At 50.8% G+C, this 25191-nt stretch carries 19 protein-coding genes; 9 read left to right on the top strand and 10 right to left on the bottom strand.

What is annotated here, in order from left to right; all coding sequences use genetic code 11:
* Positions 1 to 62: 62 nt before the first annotated feature.
* Entirely contained in the window at positions 63 to 2336 is a 2274-nt protein-coding gene (locus HL45_RS17695) for an Eco57I restriction-modification methylase domain-containing protein (protein WP_233274839.1), read from the top strand.
* Positions 2337 to 2370: 34 nt separating this feature from the next.
* Here HL45_RS17695 and HL45_RS17690 read toward each other — a convergent pair whose 3' ends face one another.
* From HL45_RS17690 to HL45_RS17675, 4 genes are all read right to left on the bottom strand, one after another.
* A complete protein-coding gene (locus HL45_RS17690) occupies positions 2371 to 6174 on the bottom strand; it encodes a helicase-related protein (RefSeq protein WP_049972543.1) in 3804 nt (1267 codons plus the stop codon).
* Positions 6175 to 6533: 359 nt separating this feature from the next.
* Complete coding sequence (locus tag HL45_RS17685; protein WP_049972542.1) at positions 6534 to 7046, bottom strand: hypothetical protein; 513 nt, start codon at positions 7044 to 7046, stop codon at positions 6534 to 6536.
* A complete protein-coding gene (locus HL45_RS17680) occupies positions 7047 to 7349 on the bottom strand; it encodes a hypothetical protein (protein WP_049972541.1) in 303 nt (100 codons plus the stop codon). It abuts the gene before it with no gap.
* 180 nt (positions 7350 to 7529) lie between these two features.
* Positions 7530 to 7790 (bottom strand): PadR family transcriptional regulator, encoded by a 261-nt coding sequence (locus HL45_RS17675; protein ID WP_158413721.1) that lies wholly within the window; start codon positions 7788 to 7790, stop codon positions 7530 to 7532.
* 202 nt (positions 7791 to 7992) lie between these two features.
* On the opposite strand from HL45_RS17675, the gene HL45_RS17670 reads away from it, so the two are divergent.
* The 3 genes from HL45_RS17670 (at position 7993) to HL45_RS17660 (ending at position 10224) form a co-directional block, all read left to right on the top strand.
* Positions 7993 to 8370 (top strand): DUF7344 domain-containing protein, encoded by a 378-nt coding sequence (locus HL45_RS17670; protein ID WP_211250893.1) that lies wholly within the window; start codon positions 7993 to 7995, stop codon positions 8368 to 8370.
* Between the two features lie 139 nt (positions 8371 to 8509).
* Positions 8510 to 9454 carry a recombinase family protein gene (locus tag HL45_RS17665; protein WP_049972538.1) on the top strand — a complete coding sequence of 315 codons (945 nt, stop codon included), beginning with the start codon at positions 8510 to 8512 and terminating at the stop codon, positions 9452 to 9454.
* Positions 9451 to 10224, top strand: a complete 774-nt coding sequence (locus HL45_RS17660) for a transcription initiation factor IIB family protein (protein ID WP_049972537.1) — start codon at positions 9451 to 9453, stop codon at positions 10222 to 10224. The genes HL45_RS17665 and HL45_RS17660 overlap by 4 nt, the downstream gene beginning before the upstream one ends.
* Before the next feature lie 66 nt (positions 10225 to 10290).
* On the opposite strand, the gene HL45_RS17655 is transcribed toward HL45_RS17660, so the two are convergent.
* The gene (locus HL45_RS17655) at positions 10291 to 11994 is read right to left on the bottom strand and encodes a recombinase family protein (protein WP_084157097.1); all 1704 of its coding nucleotides are present in this window, start codon (positions 11992 to 11994) and stop codon (positions 10291 to 10293) included.
* A gap of 910 nt (positions 11995 to 12904) precedes the next feature.
* Complete coding sequence (locus HL45_RS20560; protein WP_158413720.1) at positions 12905 to 13999, bottom strand: CRISPR-associated protein Cas4; 1095 nt, start codon at positions 13997 to 13999, stop codon at positions 12905 to 12907.
* 374 nt (positions 14000 to 14373) lie between these two features.
* On the opposite strand from HL45_RS20560, the gene HL45_RS17650 reads away from it, so the two are divergent.
* Positions 14374 to 14799 carry a helix-turn-helix domain-containing protein gene (locus HL45_RS17650; protein ID WP_049972535.1) on the top strand — a complete coding sequence of 142 codons (426 nt, stop codon included), beginning with the start codon at positions 14374 to 14376 and terminating at the stop codon, positions 14797 to 14799.
* Positions 14800 to 15135: 336 nt separating this feature from the next.
* Here the strand turns inward: HL45_RS17650 and HL45_RS17645 are convergent, their stop codons facing one another.
* Together HL45_RS17645 and HL45_RS17640 are read right to left on the bottom strand one after the other, a co-directional pair.
* Entirely contained in the window at positions 15136 to 16380 is a 1245-nt protein-coding gene (locus tag HL45_RS17645) for an McrC family protein (RefSeq protein WP_049972534.1), read from the bottom strand.
* Complete coding sequence (locus HL45_RS17640) at positions 16370 to 18913, bottom strand: McrB family protein (RefSeq protein WP_049972533.1); 2544 nt, start codon at positions 18911 to 18913, stop codon at positions 16370 to 16372. Before HL45_RS17640 ends, HL45_RS17645 begins: the two co-directional genes overlap by 11 nt.
* 154 nt (positions 18914 to 19067) lie before the next feature.
* On the opposite strand from HL45_RS17640, the gene HL45_RS21690 reads away from it, so the two are divergent.
* From HL45_RS21690 to HL45_RS17620, 4 genes are all read left to right on the top strand, one after another.
* Complete coding sequence (locus HL45_RS21690) at positions 19068 to 19433, top strand: ATP-binding protein (protein ID WP_084157093.1); 366 nt, start codon at positions 19068 to 19070, stop codon at positions 19431 to 19433.
* Positions 19411 to 19791 (top strand): primase-associated protein, encoded by a 381-nt coding sequence (locus HL45_RS17630; RefSeq protein ID WP_049972531.1) that lies wholly within the window; start codon positions 19411 to 19413, stop codon positions 19789 to 19791. Before HL45_RS21690 ends, HL45_RS17630 begins: the two co-directional genes overlap by 23 nt.
* Positions 19792 to 21113: 1322 nt before the next feature.
* On the top strand, positions 21114 to 21437 hold the full coding sequence (locus HL45_RS17625) for a hypothetical protein (RefSeq protein WP_049972530.1): 324 nt from the start codon (positions 21114 to 21116) through the stop codon (positions 21435 to 21437).
* Between the two features lie 708 nt (positions 21438 to 22145).
* On the top strand, positions 22146 to 23471 hold the full coding sequence (locus HL45_RS17620) for an orc1/cdc6 family replication initiation protein (protein ID WP_049972529.1): 1326 nt from the start codon (positions 22146 to 22148) through the stop codon (positions 23469 to 23471).
* 307 nt (positions 23472 to 23778) lie between these two features.
* On the opposite strand, the gene HL45_RS17615 is transcribed toward HL45_RS17620, so the two are convergent.
* Both HL45_RS17615 and HL45_RS17610 read right to left on the bottom strand, forming a co-directional pair.
* Positions 23779 to 24204, bottom strand: coding sequence for a hypothetical protein (locus HL45_RS17615; protein ID WP_211250895.1), 426 nt, complete (start codon positions 24202 to 24204; stop codon positions 23779 to 23781).
* A 13-nt stretch (positions 24205 to 24217) separates the two neighbouring features.
* Positions 24218 to 25129, bottom strand: a complete 912-nt coding sequence (locus HL45_RS17610) for a ParA family protein (RefSeq protein WP_049972527.1) — start codon at positions 25127 to 25129, stop codon at positions 24218 to 24220.
* Positions 25130 to 25191: the final 62 nt, after the last annotated feature.

Genomic DNA, 25191 nt, shown 5'->3' with positions numbered 1-25191 from the left:
ATTTCCAACGACTGCATGACAGAGGACACGGATGGGAATTATCGGGACGAACTCGCGACGAGTTGGAGACGATAGAGGGAGGCAACGGCAATGAATCGTTGTATGCGAAGCGGGAGATCATTCTCAACAACTTATACGGGGTTGACATCGATGACGGGGCAGTCGAAATCTGCAAACTTCGGTTATGGCTCTCGATGGTTGCGGATCTAGAAGACGAGCCCCGAGCGGTCGAACCGCTCCCTAATCTCGACTTCAACGTCCGTCAAGGGAATTCCCTAATTGGGTTCACTGGCGTTCAAGAAATCGCCCGAGAGGAAGGCGATGCTTCTTTAGCAAATTTCGGTGGGGGCTTCGGTGACAGCGTACAGGAACTGTACGACGACGTTATTCAGTACGTCGAGCGTCACAAGAACACTGATTCGGCTAAAGACGCGACAGAAGCACGAAAGATAGCGGATTCGAAAATTCGGGAACACAGCCGAAGCCTGAACGAGAAGATTCTATCGCAGTTCCACGATGCTGGAATAGAAGATATCACGCTTGATGAGGTTGGCGACTATCATCCCTTCCACTGGGTAATCGAGTTCACGACGGTCTATCGAGACGGTGGATTCGACATCATAGTAGGGAACCCACCGTGGGATGTCTTGACACCAAATCGAGATGACTACTTCACGAAGTACGACGAGACCTTTCGAACTCGAATGCCGGAGAGTAAGGATAAGATGGTGGAACAACTCCTTGAGGACGCTGAAATCGCCAAGGGATGGGAGGAGTATCAAAGTGAGATGGAACGCCGTTCTACCTACTTTAACGAAAGCGGGCAGTATCACTTACAGGACCCTGAGGTTGCTGGGACATCGGTTGGAAACGAAAACGATCTATCTATGCTGTTTTTCGAGCGGGTGTTCGATATCGTCCGAAAGGATGGCTACGTCGCACAGATACTCCCCGGTGTCATCCTCAACGGTGCAGCAGGCAAGGATCTTCGAGTACATCTGCTAAACAACTCTGACGTTCGTGAAATAATTGGCTTCGAAAATAGGGGGATATTCGAGCAAATCCATTTCCAGTATCGGTTTGGGGTGGTAACATTCAAAAATTCAGGAACGACAGACACAGTCAGTGGTATCTTTGACCAAACAAACACGAATATCCTATTAAGTCTCGATGAGAGTAGCGTTAGCATTCCAAAGAGCGTCCTAATAGAGTATTCGCCAGAAGCACGCATCTTCCCGAATATTGAATCACAGCAAGAAATGAATGTACTTGACAAACTTCTGGACTACCCTTCAATTTCAGAGAGGCTCGAAAACGACTGGTTCACGTCATTGTATGCAGAACTACATCGATCAGGGGACTCTGACCGGCTAGTCGAAGACAAATCGAAGGGTGACTACCCCATCTGCCAAGGGAAGAACATCTTCCAATTCGAATACGACAGTACGCATCACGACGATTTGGCAGATGTTGCTCTCTGGAGTGTAGACGAAGAGCGGAATCCTGCAAAGAGCGCGAAAGCGCGGGTTCGAGGGAAGAACTTCCGATCCCGAGATGCAGGTATCAGCCTCAAGAAATCGATTTACGAGCGGTTCTCTGACGACCCCGAGTTCAGTCACATTAGCACACGGTCTCAGAAAGGATTCGTCAACGATGTTATTGAAGAGTACGACCGACCAGCACTCTCGGAAGAGGACGTACTCCTCGACTCGACGGAGTATCGGATTGTGCTCCGTGAAATCGCACGTGCGACCGACGAACGGACGCTCATTGCTGGCGTCATCCCGAAGGGCGCTGTGGCAGTCCATACGCTTCACACAGTTCGGCCATACAAGGTGAACCCGAGGAAGGAACAGCTTGGAGAGCAACCGATGCACACTGCCTACGAGCGGGTCTTTTCTGACAGGGAACTGTTCGTAGCACTGGGGTTGCTCAACAGCATCCCCTTCGATTATCTGATGCGAACCAAAGTGGACTCTCACATTGTCAAATACAAGTTCGAAGAATCACAGCTCCCGCGACTAACTGCGGGAGACGACTGGTTCGAATACATCTCCACCCGTGCCGCTCGCCTCAACTGTTACGGCGAAGCATTCACAGAGCTACGTGACCGGCTTGGCGACATCGAACCAGCAACAGATAAAGACGAACGACGTGAGTTACGAGCAGAGATCGACGCCGCAGCATTCCATGCGTACGGTCTTACTCGCCGCGATGTGCAGTTCATTCTCAACGACTTCCATCGCGTGTCCAATCCACGAATCATGACGGCGGAGTACTTCGACTTGGTATTCGAAACCTACGATATACTGGCGAGCGAGGCCCCTAAACGATAATTGTTGAATTGAAGAGTTAGTTCGAACGTTCTTCTTACGCGTCGATTACGCCCCAGCACATCAACTTCGCTTTCACGTTGCTCTCACCGACGAGCGTGTCCTGATACGTCGCCGATGACTCGATAGCTTGAGAGACGAAGTCCTCAAGGGTTTGGATGTACTCTTCCAGCGGCCACTCGTCCAGTCGGTCGTACTCGGCGTTCCGAATTACGTCTCGGAGCAATCGGTCTTCGTCCGTGTTTTTCAGTTTCACACCTCGAAGCGTTTCCCGTCGATCATCTGCCCATTCACCAACCGTCTCGAATTCACCGATTTCGATTGGTATGCGGTCGTCGCGGTAGCGAGGAATGATGTACTGTTCGAGAAAGCCGGTCTGTGTCTCTTGCTCTTTCGAGTAGCCTTCGCCCTGAAGGAACGCGCCCTCGACTTGCCCCTCACGGAGTTTCTCGAGACGGGTTTCCAGAAACGTCTGTACCTGATTGCGATTCGCCAGAATGTGGTCGATATTTTTGTCACCCGAAAGCGGTTTCCCATCCATGGTCGGCGGAATACCGAGCGTCCGTACAGGACGTTCAGACACGTCACCATGGAATGGCTTGTAGTAGAAGGCTCGCTGGACACGTCCGAGTGGAGCGTCTCTATCTTCTTCGTCGAACCACATATGCGCCAGAGCGAACACGCCCGGTCGTGGTCCACTCTCGAAAGTCGCGGTGTTCGTGTAGAGGAACTCCCGGCTGTCTGGGTCGTCACCGAAGTACTCTTCTGCAAACTCGAAATCGGATTCGTCCAGTCCGTACTCCTCGTTCAGTTCGTGTTTCAGTCGGTAGCGTTGGAATGCTTCCGTTTCGTTGCTCCCGGCATTTCGAAGAAGTGGGTTCATCGAGGTGTCGTCTAACTCGTTATAATCGTCTACGGCACGCGACTTTTGGAGTGAGTGCTTGATTTCGTCGACCTCTAACTCGCCGATGGTTTTCTCCGTCTCCACACCCGCCTTCTCCAGAATCCGATCTTCGTTTGGATCGAGGATATTGTTCTCTTTTCCGACGATGAGTGCGATGTCACTGATTTTCGCTTGCAGCCGTTTGAGGAGTTTGATGGCTGCTTCGATATCACCGTCAGGGAAGAAGTTGTGGACGTGTTTGTCTGCTGTACTCCCGATTCGGTCGATACGACCCACACGCTGAACGATTCGCATAGGATTCCACGGTAAATCGTAGTTCACGGCGACGTGAACGTCCTGTAGATTCACACCCTCAGAAAGCGTGTCCGTCGCGACGACGTACTGTAGTTCACTCTCCCCGGACTCAGACAGGGTTTGCTGGTGACCGGACGCCTCGGGTGCGAAACGCTTGATGACCGCCTGTTTATCGTCGTCGCCTCCCTTGACGACCGCACTATTCTCCGTGGTGAGAGGGGAGTCGGGGTTGTCGCGAAGCATTCGATGGATGTAGTCTGCCGTTGCTCGGTACTGAGTGAAAATAAGCACTTTCTGGTCGTACTGGGTGAGAACGTTGGCGAGCCGGTCGATTTTCGGGTCTCGGAACTTCTGTAGCTCGAAGACTGATTCGTAGAACTCCTCAGTCGCAGTGTCGACGTCATCGAGGTCACTCTGTGGATACAAGACTGGGTTGAGGTCGTCCTCTGGGACTGTCGGTAGTCCAATCGCGTCATGTTCCTCTAGCCAGCCGCGAACGCGGACAGCATGATCGTTGAGATTACCAGCGTTTCGAGCGATGTCACCGATGAAGTGCTGAAGGAAGTAAGCGAGTAATGTGAGGTCTTCCCGAATGTAGCTTTTGACTTCTCGAACGGTCGCATTGGACAGTTCACTCTGTTCGGTACTGCTCTCACCTCGAAGGTTCTGGCTATCGAATCCAAATGCTTCGAGGGTTTGAGCGAGGTCTTCAGCAGCATCTTCTCCTTCCACGAAATCATCGAGGCTTTTGTCTCCATCTGCACTCTCGCGTAGGAGGTCGATTTGTTCGTCTTCGGGAAGATTTTCGAGAAGGCCAAGGAGGGCTCGTTCGCTCGTGTGTAATGTTTCGAGGGACTGAACGAACGCATATGTCGAAGACTCCAATCGCTTGAGAAGGTTGAGTTTGTACAGTGCCTTGAGCGTACTCCCTGCTTTCGGGTTTCGAACGGTGAGATGCGGGAGGTGAAGTGCGTCCATGACGTCAGGAAGCATCCGGTAGATTGGCTGGTAGGCCCCTGGAAGCGAGTACTGCTCCTTATGTATATGCGGTGGTGTGAAATTCATCTCGAAATCCTCGGAATCCTGAATCTGGTCTTTGACGTGTTTCCGAGTTCGAAGTACCATCACCTCGTCTAGAATGTCGGAAATTTCTTCAGCGCGACTGTGCAGGCGATCCGAGATCTGCCGCTCATATTCTTTGGATACCTCTTTTTTCTCTGCGGCAATCTTCTTGCGCTCGGCTGCTAGTTCGATATACTGTTTGAAAGCGTTGAAATCGAGATTTGCGATGTTTCGTAACTCCTGCTCGCTGGTGAAGAGGTCAATGAGGTTCCGGAGATCGGTCGCAGAGTTGTTGATGGGTGTCGCCGTGAGCATAATCATCGTCTTTCCTTTCAACTCACGAAGATTCGCGTGACGCCGTGTCCCTTTGTAGTCGCTATCGCCGTCGGGGTTCGGAACCCAATTACCGCTGTTTCGGAATCGATGGGCTTCGTCGATGAGGACGACGTCGAACAAGTCACTGAGTCCGGTCACTTCCTCGTATGTGAGATTTTGGAATTTGCTAATACTCATCACGTCGAGGTGGGTGCCATCGACTTCGAGACCAAAGTAGAGATTACCATCTGGGTCAGTCTGCTGTTCGAGTAGATCGACCCACTGCTTGGTGAGGTTCGCAGGAACGATGAGAAGACAGCGGTCGCCATGTTGCCGATAGTCGTAGAGTAACTCGCTCCCGATGAACGACTTCCCTAACCCAACTGAGTCAGAAATAATACAGCCGTTATACTGGGAGAGTTTCTCTTTGGCACTCTCATACCCGAGTTTCTGGAAGTAGTAGAGAGGAGTGTCGCGGTCACTAACGTTTCCGTTGAGTTCGTCGTACGCGAGTAGCTTATAGAGTTCGAACGGTTCGAGATACGTCCCGATCTCCTCGTCAGTCTCCTCATCGACTTCGTCCTGTTTCTGTTGTTCTTGCCATTCTTGGTACCGACCGCTATCCTCGATAATCCGAGCAATGTCCTCGCTGAATTCTTCGGCGTTCGCCCACTGGTTGTCGTACCACCGTTCGAACGCCTGTGCTTTGTGTCGATCCTGTGTTGTGAGATTGAGTTCAACGTTATTCCGATGCCCGCTCTGCGAAAAGTTCGATGACCCAACGATAGTAACGGCTGCTCGCTTGTCCTCTGCTTCGTCACGGTATGATTCGTCCTCGGGGATCGCTCGGAACGACGCTCCCTTGGCGTGAAAGTATCCTTCTTCTGGATTCCGAACACGGATATCGACGAGTCCTTCAGCGATGAAGTCACGAAGTCGCTCCAGACGACTAAGCTGTGCATTGTTCAACTGCTCGATGTCTGCTTTGATATCATCGAGAAATCGTTCGCGGAGACTTTGACCCTCAGAAATCTCGTCAGCAGTCGATCGGTTGGTTTGTCGCCCCATCATGATTCGGAGTGGAGCACGTTCTAACTCGTCGGGATCCCGAAGGTTGTGGAGATCGTCTTTGATGAGGTCGAAGCCGGAGAGATAAAAGTACCCTGTGGCAATGCGAATCTCCTCCATCTCAGGGATAAGTTTCTTGTAAGTCGTTTCGAGATCAGTTTTCGTGTTGTCGACAAGCGGTTCGGGCGAGAGGAGCATCTACTGTCGAATTGATATTCTTCCCGCCTTAATCTTTCTCTGACGTAATTCATTTCATTTATCTCGCTACCAGACTCAGACAGTCAGATAATTGAGGACATCAATGGACAAATATTTATCAAAAAGAGCCTATCATGGGTAGCTTTAACCAACTCATACACTTCTCGGGATCATTGTTGGTTAGCGTGAGACTGAATCAGTCATAGACAGTGCTCCCGCCCTACTGTGCCCAGCGTGTTCTCTTCAAAAAAGAGCCGATATCGACACCGATTGAATGTGTTGAAAATCAAGTTTCGAAACAATCAGAGCAGATTTCGAGATGAATAATTATCATTTTCAACACATAGCGGACTTCGAGATTAGGAAGTATCGAGCAACGAGCGCGCCCGCTGAACGTAACTGTTCCCATCCCAACTTCGAGCGGTACTGATGTCGTTGAGAAGTAGGCGTCCGTCGTCAGAGGACAACTGTTCAGTTCGCACAAACACCGAGAGCAGCGTTGGCGTCGTCACGAGTCGTGTATCGACCAAGGAGGCATGAATCAAACCGAGGCTATTGAATTCGTCACAGAGAAAGAGTTCGGCATCAATATCGTTTGCGAGTGTCACTGCGGCGTTCTCACCATCGTCAAGCGGAAACTCGGCATCAAGATCGACAGACTGTGTCGTCAATTCTGGAATTCGGTCAAGAACTCCGTTCGCGGCTCGACCATGGACATCGTCATACGAGGCAATTTCTCGGAGTTCCTCAACCACTTCCGTCGGTACGTACACATGGTGAACCTCCAGACAAAGCGATAGCGGATTGGGGTTCGTGTCAGCGACAATGCCGAGACTTACCAGCGCGGAAGTATCTGCAACTAGTTTCGTCATTCATTCCTCGGCGATGTCTTCGATGAAGTCTTCGTCTAGTTGCTGTTTCAACACACGGAAATTGGCTGCCTCTTTTGCACCGACAAGTGCTTTGAGTTGGTTATAGGAGATCTCGTCGTCATAATACGCTGCAGCAATTTCCTGAATGAGAACATCGTCGTGAGCGGCGTCCTGAAGGTACTCGCGGAGTGCAGTCACGAGGATGTCCGTCCGGTCTTCACCAAGAACCGTGGCGAGTGCATCGGTTCGGTTGATGAGTCGATCCGGGGCTCGGAATTGAACCCGTTTCTTATCGATACTCATGATGTGTACATTGTGAGCCAACGAACTTAGCTGTTTTCGTGTGTACGTTGTGAACCAATCAGATGAGGGTGTGGAGTATAACGATCAACCGTTGAAACACGTTCGGATACATTCCGGAATATGACCCATGCAGAAGGAATGCCTTCAAAGGATAGTTCCGGTCAGAGCTTCGTGATTTCGCTAAGACTGTGTATCTTCTAGGGGTTCTCCAGCGAGATAGCGACGACCAGCCGCAGTGATCTGAAAATATGAACTATTATCTTCGTAGCGGGAAACAAGTCCGTGGTCGGCAAGTTCATCTAGTGCACGGTAAATCGTAGCGCGACCAGGCGCGTCACTGCTGTTGTCCGCTCGTCGGCTGAGAGTGTAATAGATACCGCGACCGTTGATGACCAGCTCTTCCTCGAGTAATTCGAGTACGGGGTCGGTTGCTTTGTTCATCCAACTACGCCGGTCGCGGACGGGCATCGCTGTGGTTGAGTTGTAGAACCTACTTATCGACATCGATTTGTGAATAAATTGATACAATATGGCTCAATTTGAGACAGAATGTCTAATATTGTTCGAGGAGTAGAACAAATCGTCGATAGTATTGCTCTCAGAAGGCCGGCGTAGGAGGAATAAACACCACACCACCTTGACCATGCAGAACGATTCCGACAGGGACTCCGACTCGCTTTCATGTCTATTTCACACCCTCCGCGCCCCTCGACGCCGAGCAATGATTGATATCGTTTCCTCCACAAGTGAGCCGATTTTGTCGGTTCGAAAGTTGGCTAAAATGATCAGCAGTCGCGAAACGGGCACATGCGTAGCACACGCAACAGGCGAACCCTATCGGAACGTTTACAACGCACTTTCTCAGACGCATCTACCAACACTTGCAGAGGCAGACATCATCATCTATGATGCCCAGCGCCAGACGGTCAGACCGGGGCCAAATCTACCACTTGCGGAGTTGCTACTCGCAATTAGCCGCCCGACAGTCACAACATTTCACAACATGCTCTCCGACGAATAACGGCAGAAGGCGACGAATCAGTTCCGATCAAAATCAAACGTATTCTTCTACGTCATATGGAAATGTAGTACCATTAAGTCGGAAGAGGCCACCCTCAACCGACCATTGAGTAAGTCTCTTCCACCCCTGAAGTCGTACAATGGACAATCCATTTCCTGAGCGTACGAACACCGCAACCAGCACAGGCTCAGATTCCGAAGAGAAAGGAAAGCTACGTGCGGCAATCTACGCTCGAACCTCCTCAAACAGTCAACGGTTCGGCTACTCAATTGGTGAGCAGATTCAGCGGTGTTGGACGTTCTGTGAAGACGCTGGATGGGTCGTCATATTCGTATTTACTGACGAAGCAGAATCCGGACGCGATACGGAGCGACCGAAGTTTCAGTCGATGCTTGACCGTGCACAAGATGGACTATTCGATGTCGTCGTCTTTTGGAAACTGGATCGGTTCTGTCGTTCACTTACTGATTTAGTCAGAGTTGAAGAGGAATTCGATAAACTGGACGTGGCGCTTCATAGCGTGACTGAGTTTCTCGATACGACGAATCCAGTCGGTCGGTTCAACTTCCGCAATTTAGCGTCTGCTGCCGAACTGGAATCCGACCTGACCAGTCAGCGCGTCAGATTAGGAATGTACGGTCTAGCACGGGATCATAAATGGCCCAACGACTATCCGCCACTTGGGTATCAGAAGACAGTAGATGGTACGCTTGTTGTTGATGAAGATGAGCGAGAGCTTGTTCGTCTGGTTTTCAGGTTGTACACTAAAGAGCAGTCAATGCCACAGGTTGCGTTTCTGCTTAATGAGCAAAAGCTCACGACAAAGCGAGGCGAAACCTGGTGTCGCCAATCGGTTGGGAAGGTGCTACGCAACGATTTGTACGTTGGCCGATACCGAATAGCCGGTTTCGAAGAATATGTCGAGGAGTATCAAATCATCCCAGATGAGCTATTCGAGGAAGTCACATCAACTCGTCATCGATTTAAATGTGCGAACAAGCAGATGGATTCGATGCGAAAGCAATCGAAGGCAGAACGTATTCTCTCAGAATATCGTTCATTCCACAACGGAGAGCATCAATGAAATCCTCGGGCAGTCACACGAAATGCCCTTTGTGCGAATTGGACGATACCGAAACCCTTCAGAACGGAGTTCAGGTCTGTCGAAGTTGCAATTTCGTTTTGAGTCAATCTGACCAGATCACTGGAAGCTTTTCACTTGATCAACGTTTAGAAGAGTCCAGTAATGGGAATCAGGACTGGCTCGATGTTGCTTCGGTAGAAGACTCCTCGGACAGTACGCTCGTCGAAATGATTGGCCGAACCGAATCATTCGTGCGACAGTTGGGTGGAAATACGACCGACTGTATCTGGTCAGTTGAAATTCTCGCGTCTGCCTGGGAACACCGATATTTCCATGGACGAAAGGTCGAGGTTGGGATCGCAGCAGCGATTTATGTGACCTTTCGAGAGCATGAAAAGCCTCGGCCATTCGGAGTTATTGCGGAAGTGTGCGGAACTTCACCGGAGGAATTGCGAGTGGGATATCGCTCGCTACGGGCAGAACTCGATATCAACGGCAAAGTTGTCACTCCAGTAGATTACATTACGTTTTTAGCATCACAACTATCTTTGGATGAGAAGGAGGAAAAGAACGCCCGAGAAATTCTGGAGTCGGTGCCAGATATTTCCGGCAATCCAGCAGGAATTGCTGTTGCGTCCCTGTATCTCGCTGCGAAAGCACGCGATATTCCCCTCACCTTAGTACAGGCAGGTGATGCAGCAGGGGTCACGAAGGAGACGGTTTGGCTCAAAACACGCGATATTAAGAACGCAACTGAAATTGCGGACTAACAGAGCAAAATTCGAAGTAGCCGACAGGGTGTTCCTCGTAGTTAACAAGCAGGGAAAACGATACAATCAGCTAACTGTATTGAGCGCAGTTGCTGGGTCGTCATCGTCGTCGTTATCGGTGTCGTAGTCACATTGGTTATTAATTGAATCGTCATCCTCGCTCTCATCAGGGAGATGGATCTTACACCAGATGAACTCAGAGGTAGAGGGTTCGAACTCTTCCTCGCCATTTTGCTGGATCTCATCATCAAGAACCGTGTCTTGATTTGGATCCCATCGGAAAGCAACCTCGGGGCATTCGAATGCCCTCTGATAGGTGTTCGGCGGTAGGTTGACCCCAAACTTGTTCGCACAGAGGTTACACGTGTAGACGTACTCCAGCACAGACGATGAGGACTTTTCGCTGCTGAAATTATCAACTGAGATGCAGTAGGGACATCCCAAAGGAACAGTCGAGTCTAACTTGTTGATCTGTTGTTGGTCGAACAGTGGCCCTCTAAAGTCACAACTCTCGCAAGTGTACTCACGGAGGATTGTGTCCCGGACCGTCGTCGTCCCCTTCGTCTCTTCGACAGATTCGCCACATTCTGGACAAACAGTATGCAGAGTATCGAAGAGGGTACTGAGGAACTCGGGGCCGAAGCGTTTTGTCGCTCGTTCGAGTGGCTCTGGGAACGTTTCCGCATCGGTTGGCGTTTGTTTCCTCTCGTTGAGGAGTTCCTGTGTTTTGTTGAACGTCTCCTTTGTAACACACTGTAACTCCGGCTTTGTCTCGACGACTTGATCCTTCAAGGTGAGTTGGCCGAGGCAGAGAGACTGTGTGAGAACAGTTTTCACTTGGCTATCCGTAAGCTGGTTGTCTCCCTCAAGTTGGTATTTTTCATTGATTTGTCGTCTCGTTTCTGCTCGATTTTCCTCTTCCAGATAAGTATTGAACAAGTCAGGGATGATTTCCTTACCGTCCTCAGTAAGACTGAGTACACCGCGATCTCCCTTTTCGTACCCATAGGGCGGTTGTCCAAACGGATACTGACCTTGTTTCAGGCATTCAAGTTGACCTTGCTCTGCGTTTTCTTTGATGCGGGCGTACCACTCCCGGGCAAACAGCACTTCACGGACAATGATCTCGAAATCTCCTCGGTCGTTCCAGTCAAAGTAGCCGTAGTTATCGGCGTAAAGGACAGCTCCACTTTCTTTTAGCTTCCGCAGGTACTCGAAGCCCTCCCATGGATTGGATCTGGTGAGACGATCTAGTTTCCAGACTCCCAAGACATCGAACTGATCCTTGTTCGCCATCTCTAGAATCTTTTTCAATGAATCACGCTCCATATCGGCTCCAGACTCTGCACGTTCTATCTCAAGGGTGATCTCTCCGTCAGCGTCCTCACACTGTTTCCGTAAATGGTTGAGCTGTGATTCGATGCTCTTGTTGTCCAATTGCCCATCAGTACTTACCCGGGCAAGCAGCACCCACCGGCTGTCTTTCATCGAGGCAGGAGGGAGCAGTCCGAGTGCTGCGATACCTGTCTCGATTCCACCGCTCTGGCTACCTATCCAAATTAGACAGGTGGTGAAGATAGCCATATGGGTGCTATATGGGTTTGATAAATACGGCTTGGACTGCTCAGCTATAGCTGAGCAACCTTTGCCAAGGTCTTTTGTATTATATATACTTTTTATATGAGCGGCGAACAGCAACATGACAACCGCAACTGCGGACATTTGGAGCGCACTCACAGTTGAGACACTGGGGGATGAGAGAGAGTTCATCTATACTCCCCCCTCCCTAAGACTCGGTCAATACTCGCGCGTACACAGGTAGTGGGCCCTCCCTGACTGTGCTGTTTTGACATGAGTATCGAACGAACCTCACCAGCCTCACATGCGTACTCATCGAGTTGTGAACTGGCGAACATCCACAATCTCGAATAACTTTTATTTTGTATTCGATTCGACTGCCGTATACTTCTGCTGGTGCGATACGCAGTAGGTGTGTCTGTGTCGTCCCCGGAGGACTTTTCTTGATACTGTTCGTACCTGCTACTGGAGTTTGGGCATATCATGATTGGTTGCCTGCTCCAAGCTCAGGGCACTATCATGCCCTGGGCACTCCTCATCATGTAGCCAAAGCAATGGCTATTGATAGGGAGAACACTGTTGGAGTTTTATCACCTAGAGTTGTCCCCTTAGGTGACGATTGGGTGTAATACCACAATGAATATATAATTTTGCTATTTGAGGAAATGAATTTAGTTCTTCAGAGGAAAAAACCTCAGATGGGGACACACACGCAGTATTGATAAAATATCTAAATTTAAATTGTAAAATTAAAAACTGGAAAGGAAGCATAATGGGATTTGAACAGATTTACGTTGTTTCATAGAATCGAGAATTTTCTGATTCTTCTTCAACATGGATTTGTCCATAGATTTGTTTTTAACGCTCATATAACCATTCTAAAAGAAGATATTTGTTTCGAATTGTTTAGAAACACCCCCTAAGTAAATACAGTTACGAGTAGTTTTGGCACTCAAATGATCTATGTCTAATTAGTCACCTCAAAATAAGTCACCTAATAGATATAATAATGTAAACTGTCAATCTTAGGAGCAACCAACTACGGATAAGATAGCTATATACTGAAGGAGTAAACTGGAGTTGACCTTCCTACTACATAGTTTCAATTCAGCAATTTCTGTTTTCTTGGCGATGGATCGGACAGTGGTGCAGGAATCTCGTTTTGGCAGCAGACCGGACATAATGGCGGTTGCTCTACGCTCCCGGCCCACTCGATTTCATCCACGGAATAAGAAGATGAACACGCTTCACACACCCAGTCGTATGCTCCAACCTCATCAGCAAGGGTAGAATACTGATACGCCAGCGTTGGTGTCAGTTTTGCATTCGGGTGCGCTCGAAGATATGCTTCTACTCTGTCCTTCGAATACCCACTGAACAACGGAAGAAGTCCGAAAAACCCTAGGTCAAAATATGGATCATCTGATTTCCCACATCGGCGCTGAAATGGACAAATAGAACACTCCCATTCGGCTTCCGGTTTCGCTGGAGGCAACTTCTCAGTGCGTCTATATTTACTGTTCTCCTCGATCCAGCCGAGTACGTGGTCATGCCAGAATTCCGGATCGAATGGAACGTAGAATGACCGAAAATCCAATGTCTTTCGATCTCCGTAAATGACGACTGTGTCCTCAACAGAAGTATTGAACTCTTGGGATAAACCGTACATACAAGCATGAACCTGTGCTCTGTGACGTGGACGTACCTCGTCTACGCTTTCGACTGACGATGTCGTTTTGATTTCTGTAAGCAGAATCGGTTCACCAGTAACATCGACAACCACCGGGTCTGTCTTCCCTTTAAAACGGAGTGTTTTGTTCGAAGATTCTACTTCAAAATCGACCCAAATAGAATTTCGGACGTACAAGTCTGGGGATACGAGTTTTCGCAGAAAAGGAACGATGATATCAGTTTCAAACCGAGAACCGAACCAGTAGAGACCTTCTGGTGGAGTTGTTTCGGCTGGAGCATTGTTGAGCTGATAGTATACTCGTCGATGGCACTGGAGCAACCGACTCGGCGTGTGCTGATTCGGTGACGGAGGTGGACTGGGACGATTGAACTGTGGTGTTCCGTTTTCGATGTTACGAGTCGTCTCTCGCTCTCGATACCAACTCCAGAAAGAATCCGAACTGATACTCGATAGCAGTTGGTCGAGTGTACCGGACTTGCTCAGTGATTCCTGCTCGCCTTCCACACGTGTGGAGCTATCCGATGGCATAGCAAAGAGAGGAAATCAGAGGAAGATACTCAATCGCCTATTGAACAAGACAAATATTCCGGTTGATCGCCCGATTGGATAATTTTCAGTCGATATATTCAGTCAGTAATCTCGCTATATAAGACATTTGTATACATGCAGAAACACTACGCACATTTTCAGTCTGCTCTGGCGATGCTTGATAAGATGTATGACGAACTCAACCTCGATGTCGTCTATTAGCTACCTGAGAAGACGAATGTGCTTCCACCACCAAGTCAGACGATTCTACTAAGCGTTTTTTAGGTGGAAAGCCATCAACTTCACCGAAGTAAAAATATTTAATGTAGTTTGGAGCGTCTAGTTCTCCAATGGACTCTTCGGAACACTCTCGGCGACCAGACGACGAGACAGCCCCCGACGAAGGTATACTCAGCGTCGAACTCCCAGAGACTAGTCTCTTTGACCTTGACGACTATTTGAGAATGTATCAAGTCGCGTCGAAACCGAAGCAGTTCAGGATCCTCAACGCACTCGCTCAGAGTTCCGAACTCAGCACAAGTGAGCTGTCAGAGATACTTGGAGAGCAAGACAATGCGCTGCACTACCCACTCCGTACGCTCAAGGACGCTGCGCTGATTCGAAATCGACGAGATCCGAATACAGGGACGAAAGAAACGTACTCGTACTACGAACTAACCGAGATGGGTCAGACAGTTCTTACAGAAGGCGTTCGAGAGGGAATCGAAAATCTAGTGCAGCAAGAAATCGCGTTCGAAGAAAAATACGGAGGTTAACCAACAGAATACCAAGTAGCGGATCCGCTGTTGGTTAAACTCAATGAGCCGCCGAAGAGCGTTCAGCTCGAAGAGAGGCGAGAGACTATTTCTTGAGCGCGCTCGTCAGCAACGTTCTCATGCCGAGTCCGAACAGGTGTCCGGGGAGACCCATCGATGACACTACCTGTAGGGAATGGAAATACCCTGTGCCTATCGACCGCCCGATCCTTGAGTTTCTATACGCACGTCTTCAAGTCACAAGTCAGGTCGCACAGGCGACCATCACAGTCACTTATCAGCAGTCAGGAATGCGTAGGTTGAATGATGCAAACTGTCGTGGGGACATCGTTCCTTTCACCAACGCACGACTAATTCATCGAACACCGTTTTCAGAGCGGTCGATAGACCGCGAGAAAATGCCTGAAAGTCGTTCGTGGAGCGGGATGTTGGCAGTTCGACGACTCTCAGTGGTAGTCGTTCGTCGACCGAATATTCGGTCTCGAGTCCGCCATTCTGGGACGGATACACGAGAACGCCGGGTACGTCGTCCGCCAACTGGTAGGAGGTCATCTGATAGACGTCCGATTGACTGACGGTTCCTGTTTTCCACTTCGCATCTCCAACAAGTCGAAGTCCCCCGTCCGGCCCGCGAAGAACAAAATCCGGATACATATTGATTCGAGGGGTTCCACCCGTGACCAGTCGGCGAATACGCGATTGCGGTTCGACCGACCAACTCGTATTCGACAGTGCAGTTTGTGCCGCCTGTTCAACGACGGCTTCGAAGACGCGGTTCATGTTCACGAGCAGGCCATATGTCCCCCGAGTACCGTGCTGGAAGTTGTCGAGAAAGGAAGCGCGAACGACCAACTCTGCCAATCGGAGAACATCCCTGTAGTGGCTCGTCAGTCGGTCGAGGTGCATTTGGTCGAACTCGTGCGGGCGAACGGGACGACGCGTCACGTCCCGTCTGAGCAGTTGCTCGTGCCGTCGAAGGGACTGTTGAAGTGAGGAGTCGGTGACGAGTCGAAGGAGTAGTCGAGTTGCATGAAGGATCGCCTGATTCTCGGGTGTGTCGTGTGTCAGCTCGTCGTATCGAACGTCGAACCGAGTCGTGGTTACTGCACTATGAGCGAGTTGTTTCTGTACATTTAGACGACCACGGAGGTACTTCTCTCTCGATTCGTTCGTCCGATACTTTTTCCCGAGTCCCTGCGTGAACAGCGACTCTACGTGTTCTGAAAAGAGTGCGCCAATAGTGTCGACGAACAACTCACCACTTCGAGTACCGACTGGCGAGTCCAACATCTCCGATTTAGAGCCGTGCGAGTAGAGCAACAACCGCAGAAAGTTGTCACCTGCGGCCTTCGGTCGAATACGAACCTGCGTATCGCCGGGAAGGGAGACCAGTCCGACGTGCGAGGAGGTCGAAAGTCGAACGGAACCGTCGGCCACGTACTCGTAGTCCAGCCGCTTTGCATTTCGGTTGATCTCACTATCGATTGCCCGAAGCGTCTCCTCGGAGAGATCAAGCGGTTCCGATACGTCGTGTTCGGCGAGTTCTATCGTCTGACCGTCGCCTTCAGTGTTAGTCGTCATCACTGGACTCCGCGTACTCTCGGACAAACCCAGTGACCGCCGATTGGAACCGTTCCATCGCTGACACATCGGCTAAACGTTTGACGGGAATACGAAGCTGTTCGAATTCCTCCGAGACGAGGTACGCAGGACCCGGTCGCTCGTCTACGAGTGGTGCGATACGGTCAGCGAACGTTTCGAAGACGGGGATGTCTGACTCGGATGCACCCCAGAATCGGAACTGTACGTACCCATTGGTTAGAGATTCGAATACGAGGTACTTTCCGTTCTGATACTCGTTCCAGTACGCTTGCATCGCTCCGGTTCGATTGCCACTCCCGTAACTGACGGTGTCTGCTTCCGACGTTGCGAACTCGTAGAGATCCTCGTAAACGGCGACGGTTTCTGGCGAGAAGTCGGATTCGACTTTTTCGAAGAAGGTGTCTCTATCCCACTGCTTGCGTAACTCGCTGCCAGAATCTCCGGTGTTACTATCTGTCCCCGTCAGTTCGACCTCGGAGCCGACCAACTGACCGAGTGCCTCCGTGAGGTCGGACGCCGTAAAGTCACGAACGCGCTCGCGTTCCCAGTCGAACAGTTCCGTGCCGCCTCCGTCGAACAGTTCCTGCTGGATGCGGTCGAAGTGACCGAAGTAGTACTCTTCGAGGAGTGGCAGGATGTCGTAACGCCACGCGTCTCGCACGTCACGCGTGCCTTCGAGTCCGAACAGCCGAGCGTGGCCGATCTGTTTTCCTTTTCCTAACTCTGCGGACTTCGTGATTCGGTCGTTGAGTTCTCGAAGGGCAGCGACCGAGAGACAGAGCAGGGTTTCGAAATCGTCACCACTGTCGAGTGGCTTCTCCGGAAGACCGTAATGATCGACCACAGTGTCGAACGCCGGTGGGAACGCCATGAAACGGAACCGGCGTCGAAGCGCCGCATCGACCAGCGCGATAGATCGGTCGGCAGTGTTCATGGTTCCGACGAGATACAGATTCGGTGGCACGACGAACGACTCGTCCGAGTGGGCGAGACGGACGACTGTCTCGTTGTCTCGGTCGAGTCGCTTGTCGGATTCTAACTGGGTAATCGTCTCGCCGAAAATCCCTGCGAGATTCCCACGATTAATTTCGTCAACGACGAGGACGTATGGTGGCGGCGTCTCGCCGTTCTCCCTCGTTTGTCGGTACGCGTCGTGAGCGGTTCGAGCGACTCGTTTAAAGATGCCGTCCTCGACTTCGTAGGTGACGTTTCCGTCACGAACACTTGCGGTCAACCCTTCGAGGAAGTCCTCGTAGGAGAACGACGGGTGGAACGTTACGGTCTGAATCTGTTCTTTCGAGGGTTCGGAACCAGTCCGGTCGTGAATCCACCATCGGGCGAATCGCTGTGCAACATACGTCTTCCCGGTCCCCGGCGGGCCGTAGAAGACGACCTGATTCGTCGCGTGTAGCTGGCGGGCGATTTCGTCGCCACGAGATGGCTTCTCTGGTGAGTCAACGAGACCGTTCAGCGCGAGATAACTCGCTTCGACTTCACGAAGTTTTCCGAGAACGGCGTCGATAGAGATGGTTTCACCGGCCTGTGCTTTCTCCAAGTCACGGTCGTCTTTCCAGTCGTCCTCGTCGCGGAGATTCCCGCCAACGTGTAGTCCGTACTCAACGCGATTCCAGTGGACGCCGAGATACAACTGATGTTCGTCCTGTTGGCCTCCCGCTACACCGGGATATATCGCTAGCCACGCAAAGTTCGAGAGGAAGTTTCGCGGTGCAGTGAAGTGAACTGTGTGAACGTCGTGGTCTGCCACGTTGAGTTCCGTCGCAAGGAAGTCCGCGAGATAAGCGAGATACCCGTCGATTCGTGGTTTGAAGAAGTCGAAGTAAAGTTGTCCGATGATCTTATAATTGCTCCACTGTCGGAAGACGTCCGTCTCGAACTTCTCGGCCTCCCGCTCTTTGATGCCTTCCAGTCGGTCGATTGGAATCATACCATCGTCGTGGAGGCTATCGAGAATCTGGTACCGAACGTGGTTGACTTTCTGCGATCCGGCGTACTGGTGCTGTTTGACCTCACGGTAGTCTGCGGGCAGATTGTGCGTAACGTTCAGCAGTCCTTGCGTGTCCTCGGTTCCGTCCGCACTCGGGTCGAACTCGTGGAGTTGCTGTGAGAATCTCCAGAGGTAGTTCAGCAGAAAGTCGGCGACGTCTTTTCGATTCGACTCGGTCGAGAGTGCTGTTGCGAACCGACGGATGTCCGCTTCGGTCGCGTCGTAGCTGTACTGGCTTTCAAGATTATTCGCGAGCTTCGAGCAACACCGCTGATAGAGGTCGCGCTTTTCGCTCTCGTCGAGGTCGTCAAGCGAATCAACGGCTGAACTGTTTAACGAATCTGTTCGAACTGGCGACCAGTCACAGAAGAGTTCGAGAAGCGTCCGAAACGCTCGTTCGTCGTACTCTGCCTCGACTGAAGTCCCGTCGAGAGCAATCTGACTGTACGCCGTCTGCATCGCCCACGTGTCGAAGACGAAGGTATCGACGCGAAGTGCGCTATACATATACCGCAGAATCGACAACCTAAACGTATAATTCTATGTGAAATTTGGTGCCTGAAACGCTGTCGGTAAGAGCCAACAGTAGTAAAATCGAAATTAGTAAAATTACGATTTAGATAATCGCCAGCACTATCTACCGCTCCCTCGAAGTAGTTGTATGACTCGCTCACGCTTCGTCAACCGGGTGCAGGAACTCGACACGCTGCAGTCTCGGTTTCAGAGCGACACTGCCGAATTGCTCGTACTCTATGGCCGTCGCCGTCTCGGTAAGACGGACAGGAGACGACGTACAGCTGTTGTTTGTGCCCCTAACGGATTCGGGGCAGTCCAAATCGACCAGTCCCAGGACGAACGCATGGCAACGAGTGATTCTGCAGCGGTATCATTCGACGACTTCGAATCCCGACGCGACCAGATGCACAGTACCATCAAAAGCTGGATTGATGACCTCGTCACGTTGATTGGTGAATCGAGAGCGAGCCAGCAGTTTCAAACATGGCTTGATCCAGTCGCGGTTCCATGACTACTCACACCGAAACACGCTCGTCGCCGCCTCACGAAAGTTCCTTGCTCGTGCGGATGGGTATGGAAAACAGCAGGGCGAGATTCAGGCCCACATCGCGGACAACCACCTGTGCGTTCCCGCCTCGGATTTCATGGCAAAGTACCACGAGTACGCCGAAGACGCCTTTGGACGCCTGCTCGCTGTCCAAGAGGAGACGTTGACAGTGGAACAGCGAAGCTGGCTCACCGCGAACGGAACCGCAATCACCGACCGTATCGATCGATTCTTCCAAGCTGGACAGACCCACCGCGTGTGGGAGAACTATTGTCTATCCCGGTCAGGGTTGGCGTTAATTTTGTATCCATTCGACCCCTAATGTTATTAAAATATTATTAGCTTTCTTTTGTCAGGAGTGGTAGCCTCTTTTCACAGATACGAGTCGATACGATAGAACACCGCGATTTATACTGCTAGAACGGAGCGAAGTCTAGGCACTGTCTGGTTCTAAAGCCTTAGCTGGCGTTCAATCGTGGAACGCTTGAATCGGCTGTCCGTGGTTATTTTCGATGTGGTTCCTCGTGTGGTAGTTGAGCTGACCGCTCAATTCATGACGAACCAAGCAGTCAGATAGCCACCAGCATCAATGAGAAACCCTGTCTCGGAATTCGGTACTGGCGTCGGAAAGTTCGACTGTGAAGGAGTTCAGGAACCGGTTCGTTGGGTGAACGTGAACCAAACAGCGTAAAAATCCGTTGCGTCAGAGAGAGCGCGTATTGGCCGTCGGTTCGACACTTAACGTGAGCTAATTGAGTCAGTAAGTACAGACCGACCAGTTCTCGAACTAATCAAAACCTTGGCCCGTACTGCAGAATGTCGACGCAGATCAACGTCCTTCTCGGCTGAATTGTCTTGAGAAAACTGAAATACCCATCCGATAATATTCACCCACGGGTCAATGACGATATCTCCTCTCTCTGACCGAGACCCGCAGAACAGAATCTTAGAACAATGTCTGAAAATATATCTAACATCGCTCTGGAGCATTTACGCAACCCGAAGTGGTTGCTCTTGACGGTGATACTCGCTGTTGCGATATACACCGGCAACTTCTGGATTTTGGGCATAATCGCAGCAGGCCTTTCCGGCCTGAAGGTCCCAGTTCCGGCAGACTGGGCATAAGCCCAATTCAAGAAGGCTCTATCGATCTTGAATCTGTATCGATCACCACGACATCAACGGCGGTAACGTGGTCCAATAAAGAACTACCGCGCCCGGGGTTCTGCCGGGGGCGCGGCCTTCTCGCGGTTAGATATCGGACTACTGGGTCCGAAGTGGGGCTACAGGTATCTGTCCAAGACTTCGAGCAGTTGCCGGTCTTTCTCTTTGTTTTCGCCCATCAGGGCCCGGCTATTGTGCCCTCACTGCCTCGCTGCCCTATGTTGATGTGTACGCGCTACTCCGCGGTTAGTTCAGCACGAATAAAGTAGGCAGAAATGGATTTAACCAACAGACAAGCAAGTTTCTCAGATTTTGTTGGTTAACTACAGTTCGGCTCACCACCTTCGCCCGGTTACTCGGGTGATCGTCAACCGCGTTTTGTGTTACAGCTACTGAAGTACGATTGAGAATTGTGGGTTACGAGTTTAACCAACAGGGATATGCATCTAGCGTTTGTGTTGGTTAATACAGACTGGGCCCATGTCTTACGAACCACCGACGTCGCCATCGGAACTTCCCACCAACCTCATCAACACACTCAACGACTATTCGTCTGATAGGCTCCGGCATGTTGCGCGTTATGCTGAGGAACTCGCCGAGTACCAGGAACGTGAAGCCCGCCTCACAGAAGAAAACGACGAAGATGAGATCGAAGACCGCCCCGACGACCTTCCCGATGACGTCCCTTCGAAAGCGACGATCACGATCAAAGAGATCAACGACAATCGCTACTACTACTGGCAGTGGCGAGAGGGAGAGTGTGTCAAATCAAAATACAAAGGACTAGTTAATCCGGACGAGTAGCTGGAAAGACGCACCCCTATCGACTTGTTCACCGAAACCACCTGCAGACAGAGAGTCACCTCTATCGATTTGTTCATCGGGGAGGAATCCATGGATGGATACGAGAGAACCGATAAAGAGAAAATGCCGAAATCGAGAATAGCAACTCTCCAGACATGGTAGACGGATATATCGTGACGGTAGCCCAAAAACCACACCCACACCCCTATCGATTTGTTCTGGCGAAAAAGGGCGTGGGAAGGGAGTAGATCACTGGGAATCCACGAGAGGAAAGCACACCAGAAATCGGCCTTCGATTGTCGCCGTATTTATCAACTGCAACACTACCAAATTCGGCAGACAACAGGCGTATAGAACAAATCGATAGAGGTGCGTTCTTCTAGCTAGCTATAAGCTAGTACTAGAAAGAAGAAAAAGAGAATAGAGACGACGGTTCTCAGCTCTGCGTTAATCGTGGCGTAGATGCGATAGTAATCCGTTCGAAAATTCTGCCACCCTCCCCTCCTTTGTGGTTAGAACAAATCGATAGAGGTGAGAGGGTGTGCTGAACTTCTCGTGAATCTGTCCAGACGAGAACTTCCTAACAAATCGTCGGAGGTCAAGGTAGATAACGGTCTAACCCTCTCAAACCCTACCTCTGAACGCCATACTTATAGAAAAGAAATCGACAGGGGAATCTTTTAGTATCCTGATAGAGTGGAATCCGGCATGCCACCGAATCCTGGTTCCGAGGGAACCCCCAAGTCCACGGGTTCGATTAAAGATCTCATCCTCGAACAGGAGGAAACAGCGAGTCTCATCAAGAACCGTTCTCTGCTTGAACCGAACGAGATCGTCGATGAGGAACGGATCGTCGGTCGTGATACACAGCTCACCGATATTACTCAGCATCTTCGCGTCGCGATTAGTAACGAGCGGCCACCGAATCTCCTCCTCTATGGACCGTCTGGAACCGGGAAATCTCTGATCATTAACGCCGTCTGTCAAAACATCGTCGAACTTTGCGAAAGTCGCGATATTCGGTTTGGCGTCATCCAGATGAACTGCCAGAATGTAGGTACCCTCGGTGCAACCGTCTATGAACTTGTCCGAAAGGTGGCGAACGACATCGGAACGACTGTCGACGTTCCCGAACACGGCATTCCAAACAAGAAAAAATGGCGCGAACTCTATCGTCTCATCAACGAACACTACGATACCGTCGTGTTCATCCTCGATGAACTCGATATGCTTGTCGGTCGTCGCGATAAGGATGAGCCAGCTTTCTCCCGCCTTCTCTATCAGCTCTCTCGTGCTGGAAGCACCGATGAGATCAATGCTCAGGTCTCCGTAACCGCCATTACTAACGATACGAAGATGATGGAGAGCGTCGGTAGCCGTGCTCTCAGTTCGTTTACTCCTGAAGATGTCCACTTCAGCGACTACGACGCCAATCAACTCCGGGAAATTCTCCAGGCCCGAGAAGATGCTTTCCACGAGGATGCACTCAGTGATGATGTCATCCCGCTCGCAGCAGCATTCGCCGCACAAACCAATGGGGACGCACGGAAGGCGATCGATCTGATGCGAACAGCGGGATCGATTGCAGAAAGAACAGGCGCGGACAAAGTCCGTGAGGAGCACGTTCGAGAAGCTCAAGATAAGGTTGAGAAAAACCGCGTGTTAGAGGTAACTCGTGGGATTAGCACGCAGAAGAAGCTCTGTCTTTTCGCGACTGCGGCTGTGGCACGTGAAACCGGAACTGGTGCAGCGAAAAGCCCGACCGGGTACCGAGTATATCAGTACCTAACAGGTACCCTTAGTTCGGATCAGTACCACCAGGAGACGTACGTGAATAAGATGAAGGAACTCACGACGTATTCGTTGGTTGAGACAGAACGGAAGAGCCAAGGGCCACACTCGGGCAGCTATCTTGAGTTCACGTTTGGTGAAAACCCGGAAACCATCATCGAGACGCTTCGGGAAGATTCGCGCCTAGATGACGTCCACGATGACGAACTCCGCACCATCGTGAACGCACAGCTCAGACAGTAACGTGTTTCTCGAACAAATCGATAGGGGTGTGGGCGTTGTCGGTGACCCCAGCTCCCTCATTGATATGAACAAGTCGATAGAGGTGTCTCTATACGTCTTGGTGGTTTTTCACACAACAAATCGATAGGGGTGACCCTCTGGGATTTCGAGCCACCGATATTCAGAAGAAAGCAGCGAAGCCGCTATTAACTCAATAATATATGGGTGACAATTAATCCTGACTTCCAAAGGAGTAATGGAGAGTCGATACTGCGAATCTCATGGAGATGTCAGGCTCATAATATCTGTGGTTCTGTGAATCAATGATTCATTGATCGTTGTCTTCCTTTGCTAGTTCGCGAATCTTTTCCTTCGTTTCTTCCTGATGTTCACCAAACGCCACTTCGAAAACACCGCGATAGAAGTGTTTGTTCTTCTCCAGCGTGGTGTTCTCGCGTTTCAGCTGTTTCTTGAGGCGGGTGAATGTGATCTCGATGTCTTCACTCTGCTCCGGTTCGACGTATATCGTAGCTGAATCCCAATCCTCGCGGATATTCAACGGTTCGTCGTCTGTTTGCTCTGGCTCGGCAGTCGACGAGTCAGTATCGGTCGTAGAGGTAGTCTTGTGTTGCTCGGTTCCTGCAGTTTCACGGCGGGGTTCTTCTGATTCCGACGGCGATTCTGCGGTCTCTTCGTCCGTGATTGCGTCCTCCTCTTCTACTTCGTCGGAGGGGTTCTCGAATCGCTCGTCCATTCCTCGAGGCATACTATGCCTCCACCTGTGCTTTGTCGAACGCTCGCTCCATCGTCTCTGCGACTTCTAGGAAGAGGTCACGCTCTACGCCTTGGTCGTTTGCGTCCTCCCATTCGAAGATATCTCGTCCGTTGTCCCACGCGCGCTGTATCGCCACCCGCATTGGGAGTTTGAAAATCGGTGCCATTGAGGCGAACGACTCGTCGAACGCGTTCAGGAACTTTTGGGACTGACCATCGTCACGGTACATATTCGCTAGAAGCCCGACGATTGCAATCTCGATCTGCTGATTGTCTTCAATGGACTCCAGCTGGTCCCAGAGGTCGTCCAGAGCGTCTCGTGATGTGGCTTGAGTTTGTGCTGCCAGAAAGACGTTCTGAGCTGCGATGAACGCTGCGTCTGTCATAACTGAGAGGTCGGGGGGACAATCGATGAGGATGAAATCATAGTCGTATCCATCCTCGACCAACTCTTCGAGGGCAAGTTTCAACGAAAGACGGGCGTTCGCATCGTCCATCCAATCTCGTGCGAGACCCATGTCCTTGTGGCTGGGAGCCAGGTCGAAGTTCAGGTGGTCGTACTCGTCGGCCTCGATTACGATCTCCGAAAGGCTCGTGTCGTGCGTGCGTGGATTGTCGACGAGAACGTCTAGGAGATTTGCGTCGTCGGTGATGAGTGTGTTTGGCAGGTCGTTCTTCGGGCTCGACGGGTCGTTGTCGTCGCCCGGACCTAGCCCAAGTCCTTTTGTCATGTCCGCTTGGGGATCCATATCGATCGCAAGAACATTGTGGCCGTGAGTGGCCAGCGCGGCGGCACTGTTAATCGTTGCCGTCGTTTTCCCAGTCCCGCCTTTCTGATTGCCGAAGGCGATAGTGGGGATGCCGGTTGATGGTGCGACGCCCCATCCACGAGGTGACTCGGTCATAATTCAATCATTGAATCAATGACTCATAAATCCACGTCAGACATTTCGTTGTGCTTTTTGAT

The sequence above is a fragment of the Haladaptatus cibarius D43 genome, from assembly GCF_000710615.1.
GTDB classification, from domain to species: domain Archaea; phylum Halobacteriota; class Halobacteria; order Halobacteriales; family Haladaptataceae; genus Haladaptatus; species Haladaptatus cibarius.
The sequence above is the reverse complement of the archived record's forward strand: the minus strand, read 5'-3'. Positions and strand labels throughout refer to the sequence as shown.

Bases quoted from the DNA above. Each gene is read 5' to 3' on its own strand.
- HL45_RS17690 (WP_049972543.1), bottom strand. From the start codon at position 6,174: ATGCTCCTCTCGCCCGAACCGCTTGTCGACAACACGAAAACTGATCTC.
- HL45_RS17685 (WP_049972542.1), bottom strand. From the start codon at position 7,046: ATGACGAAACTAGTTGCAGATACTTCCGCGCTGGTAAGTCTCGGCATT.
- HL45_RS17680 (WP_049972541.1), bottom strand. From the start codon at position 7,349: ATGAGTATCGATAAGAAACGGGTTCAATTCCGAGCCCCGGATCGACTC.
- HL45_RS17675 (WP_158413721.1), bottom strand. From the start codon at position 7,790: ATGAACAAAGCAACCGACCCCGTACTCGAATTACTCGAGGAAGAGCTG.
- HL45_RS17670 (WP_211250893.1), top strand. From the start codon at position 7,993: ATGCAGAACGATTCCGACAGGGACTCCGACTCGCTTTCATGTCTATTT.
- HL45_RS17665 (WP_049972538.1), top strand. From the start codon at position 8,510: ATGGACAATCCATTTCCTGAGCGTACGAACACCGCAACCAGCACAGGC.
- HL45_RS17660 (WP_049972537.1), top strand. From the start codon at position 9,451: ATGAAATCCTCGGGCAGTCACACGAAATGCCCTTTGTGCGAATTGGAC.
- HL45_RS17655 (WP_084157097.1), bottom strand. From the start codon at position 11,994: ATGAACTCTCTCTCATCCCCCAGTGTCTCAACTGTGAGTGCGCTCCAA.
- HL45_RS17650 (WP_049972535.1), top strand. From the start codon at position 14,374: ATGGACTCTTCGGAACACTCTCGGCGACCAGACGACGAGACAGCCCCC.
- HL45_RS17645 (WP_049972534.1), bottom strand. From the start codon at position 16,380: ATGACGACTAACACTGAAGGCGACGGTCAGACGATAGAACTCGCCGAA.
- HL45_RS17640 (WP_049972533.1), bottom strand. From the start codon at position 18,913: ATGTATAGCGCACTTCGCGTCGATACCTTCGTCTTCGACACGTGGGCG.
- HL45_RS21690 (WP_084157093.1), top strand. From the start codon at position 19,068: ATGACTCGCTCACGCTTCGTCAACCGGGTGCAGGAACTCGACACGCTG.
- HL45_RS17625 (WP_049972530.1), top strand. From the start codon at position 21,114: ATGTCTTACGAACCACCGACGTCGCCATCGGAACTTCCCACCAACCTC.
- HL45_RS17620 (WP_049972529.1), top strand. From the start codon at position 22,146: ATGCCACCGAATCCTGGTTCCGAGGGAACCCCCAAGTCCACGGGTTCG.
- HL45_RS17615 (WP_211250895.1), bottom strand. From the start codon at position 24,204: ATGGACGAGCGATTCGAGAACCCCTCCGACGAAGTAGAAGAGGAGGAC.
- HL45_RS17610 (WP_049972527.1), bottom strand. From the start codon at position 25,129: ATGACCGAGTCACCTCGTGGATGGGGCGTCGCACCATCAACCGGCATC.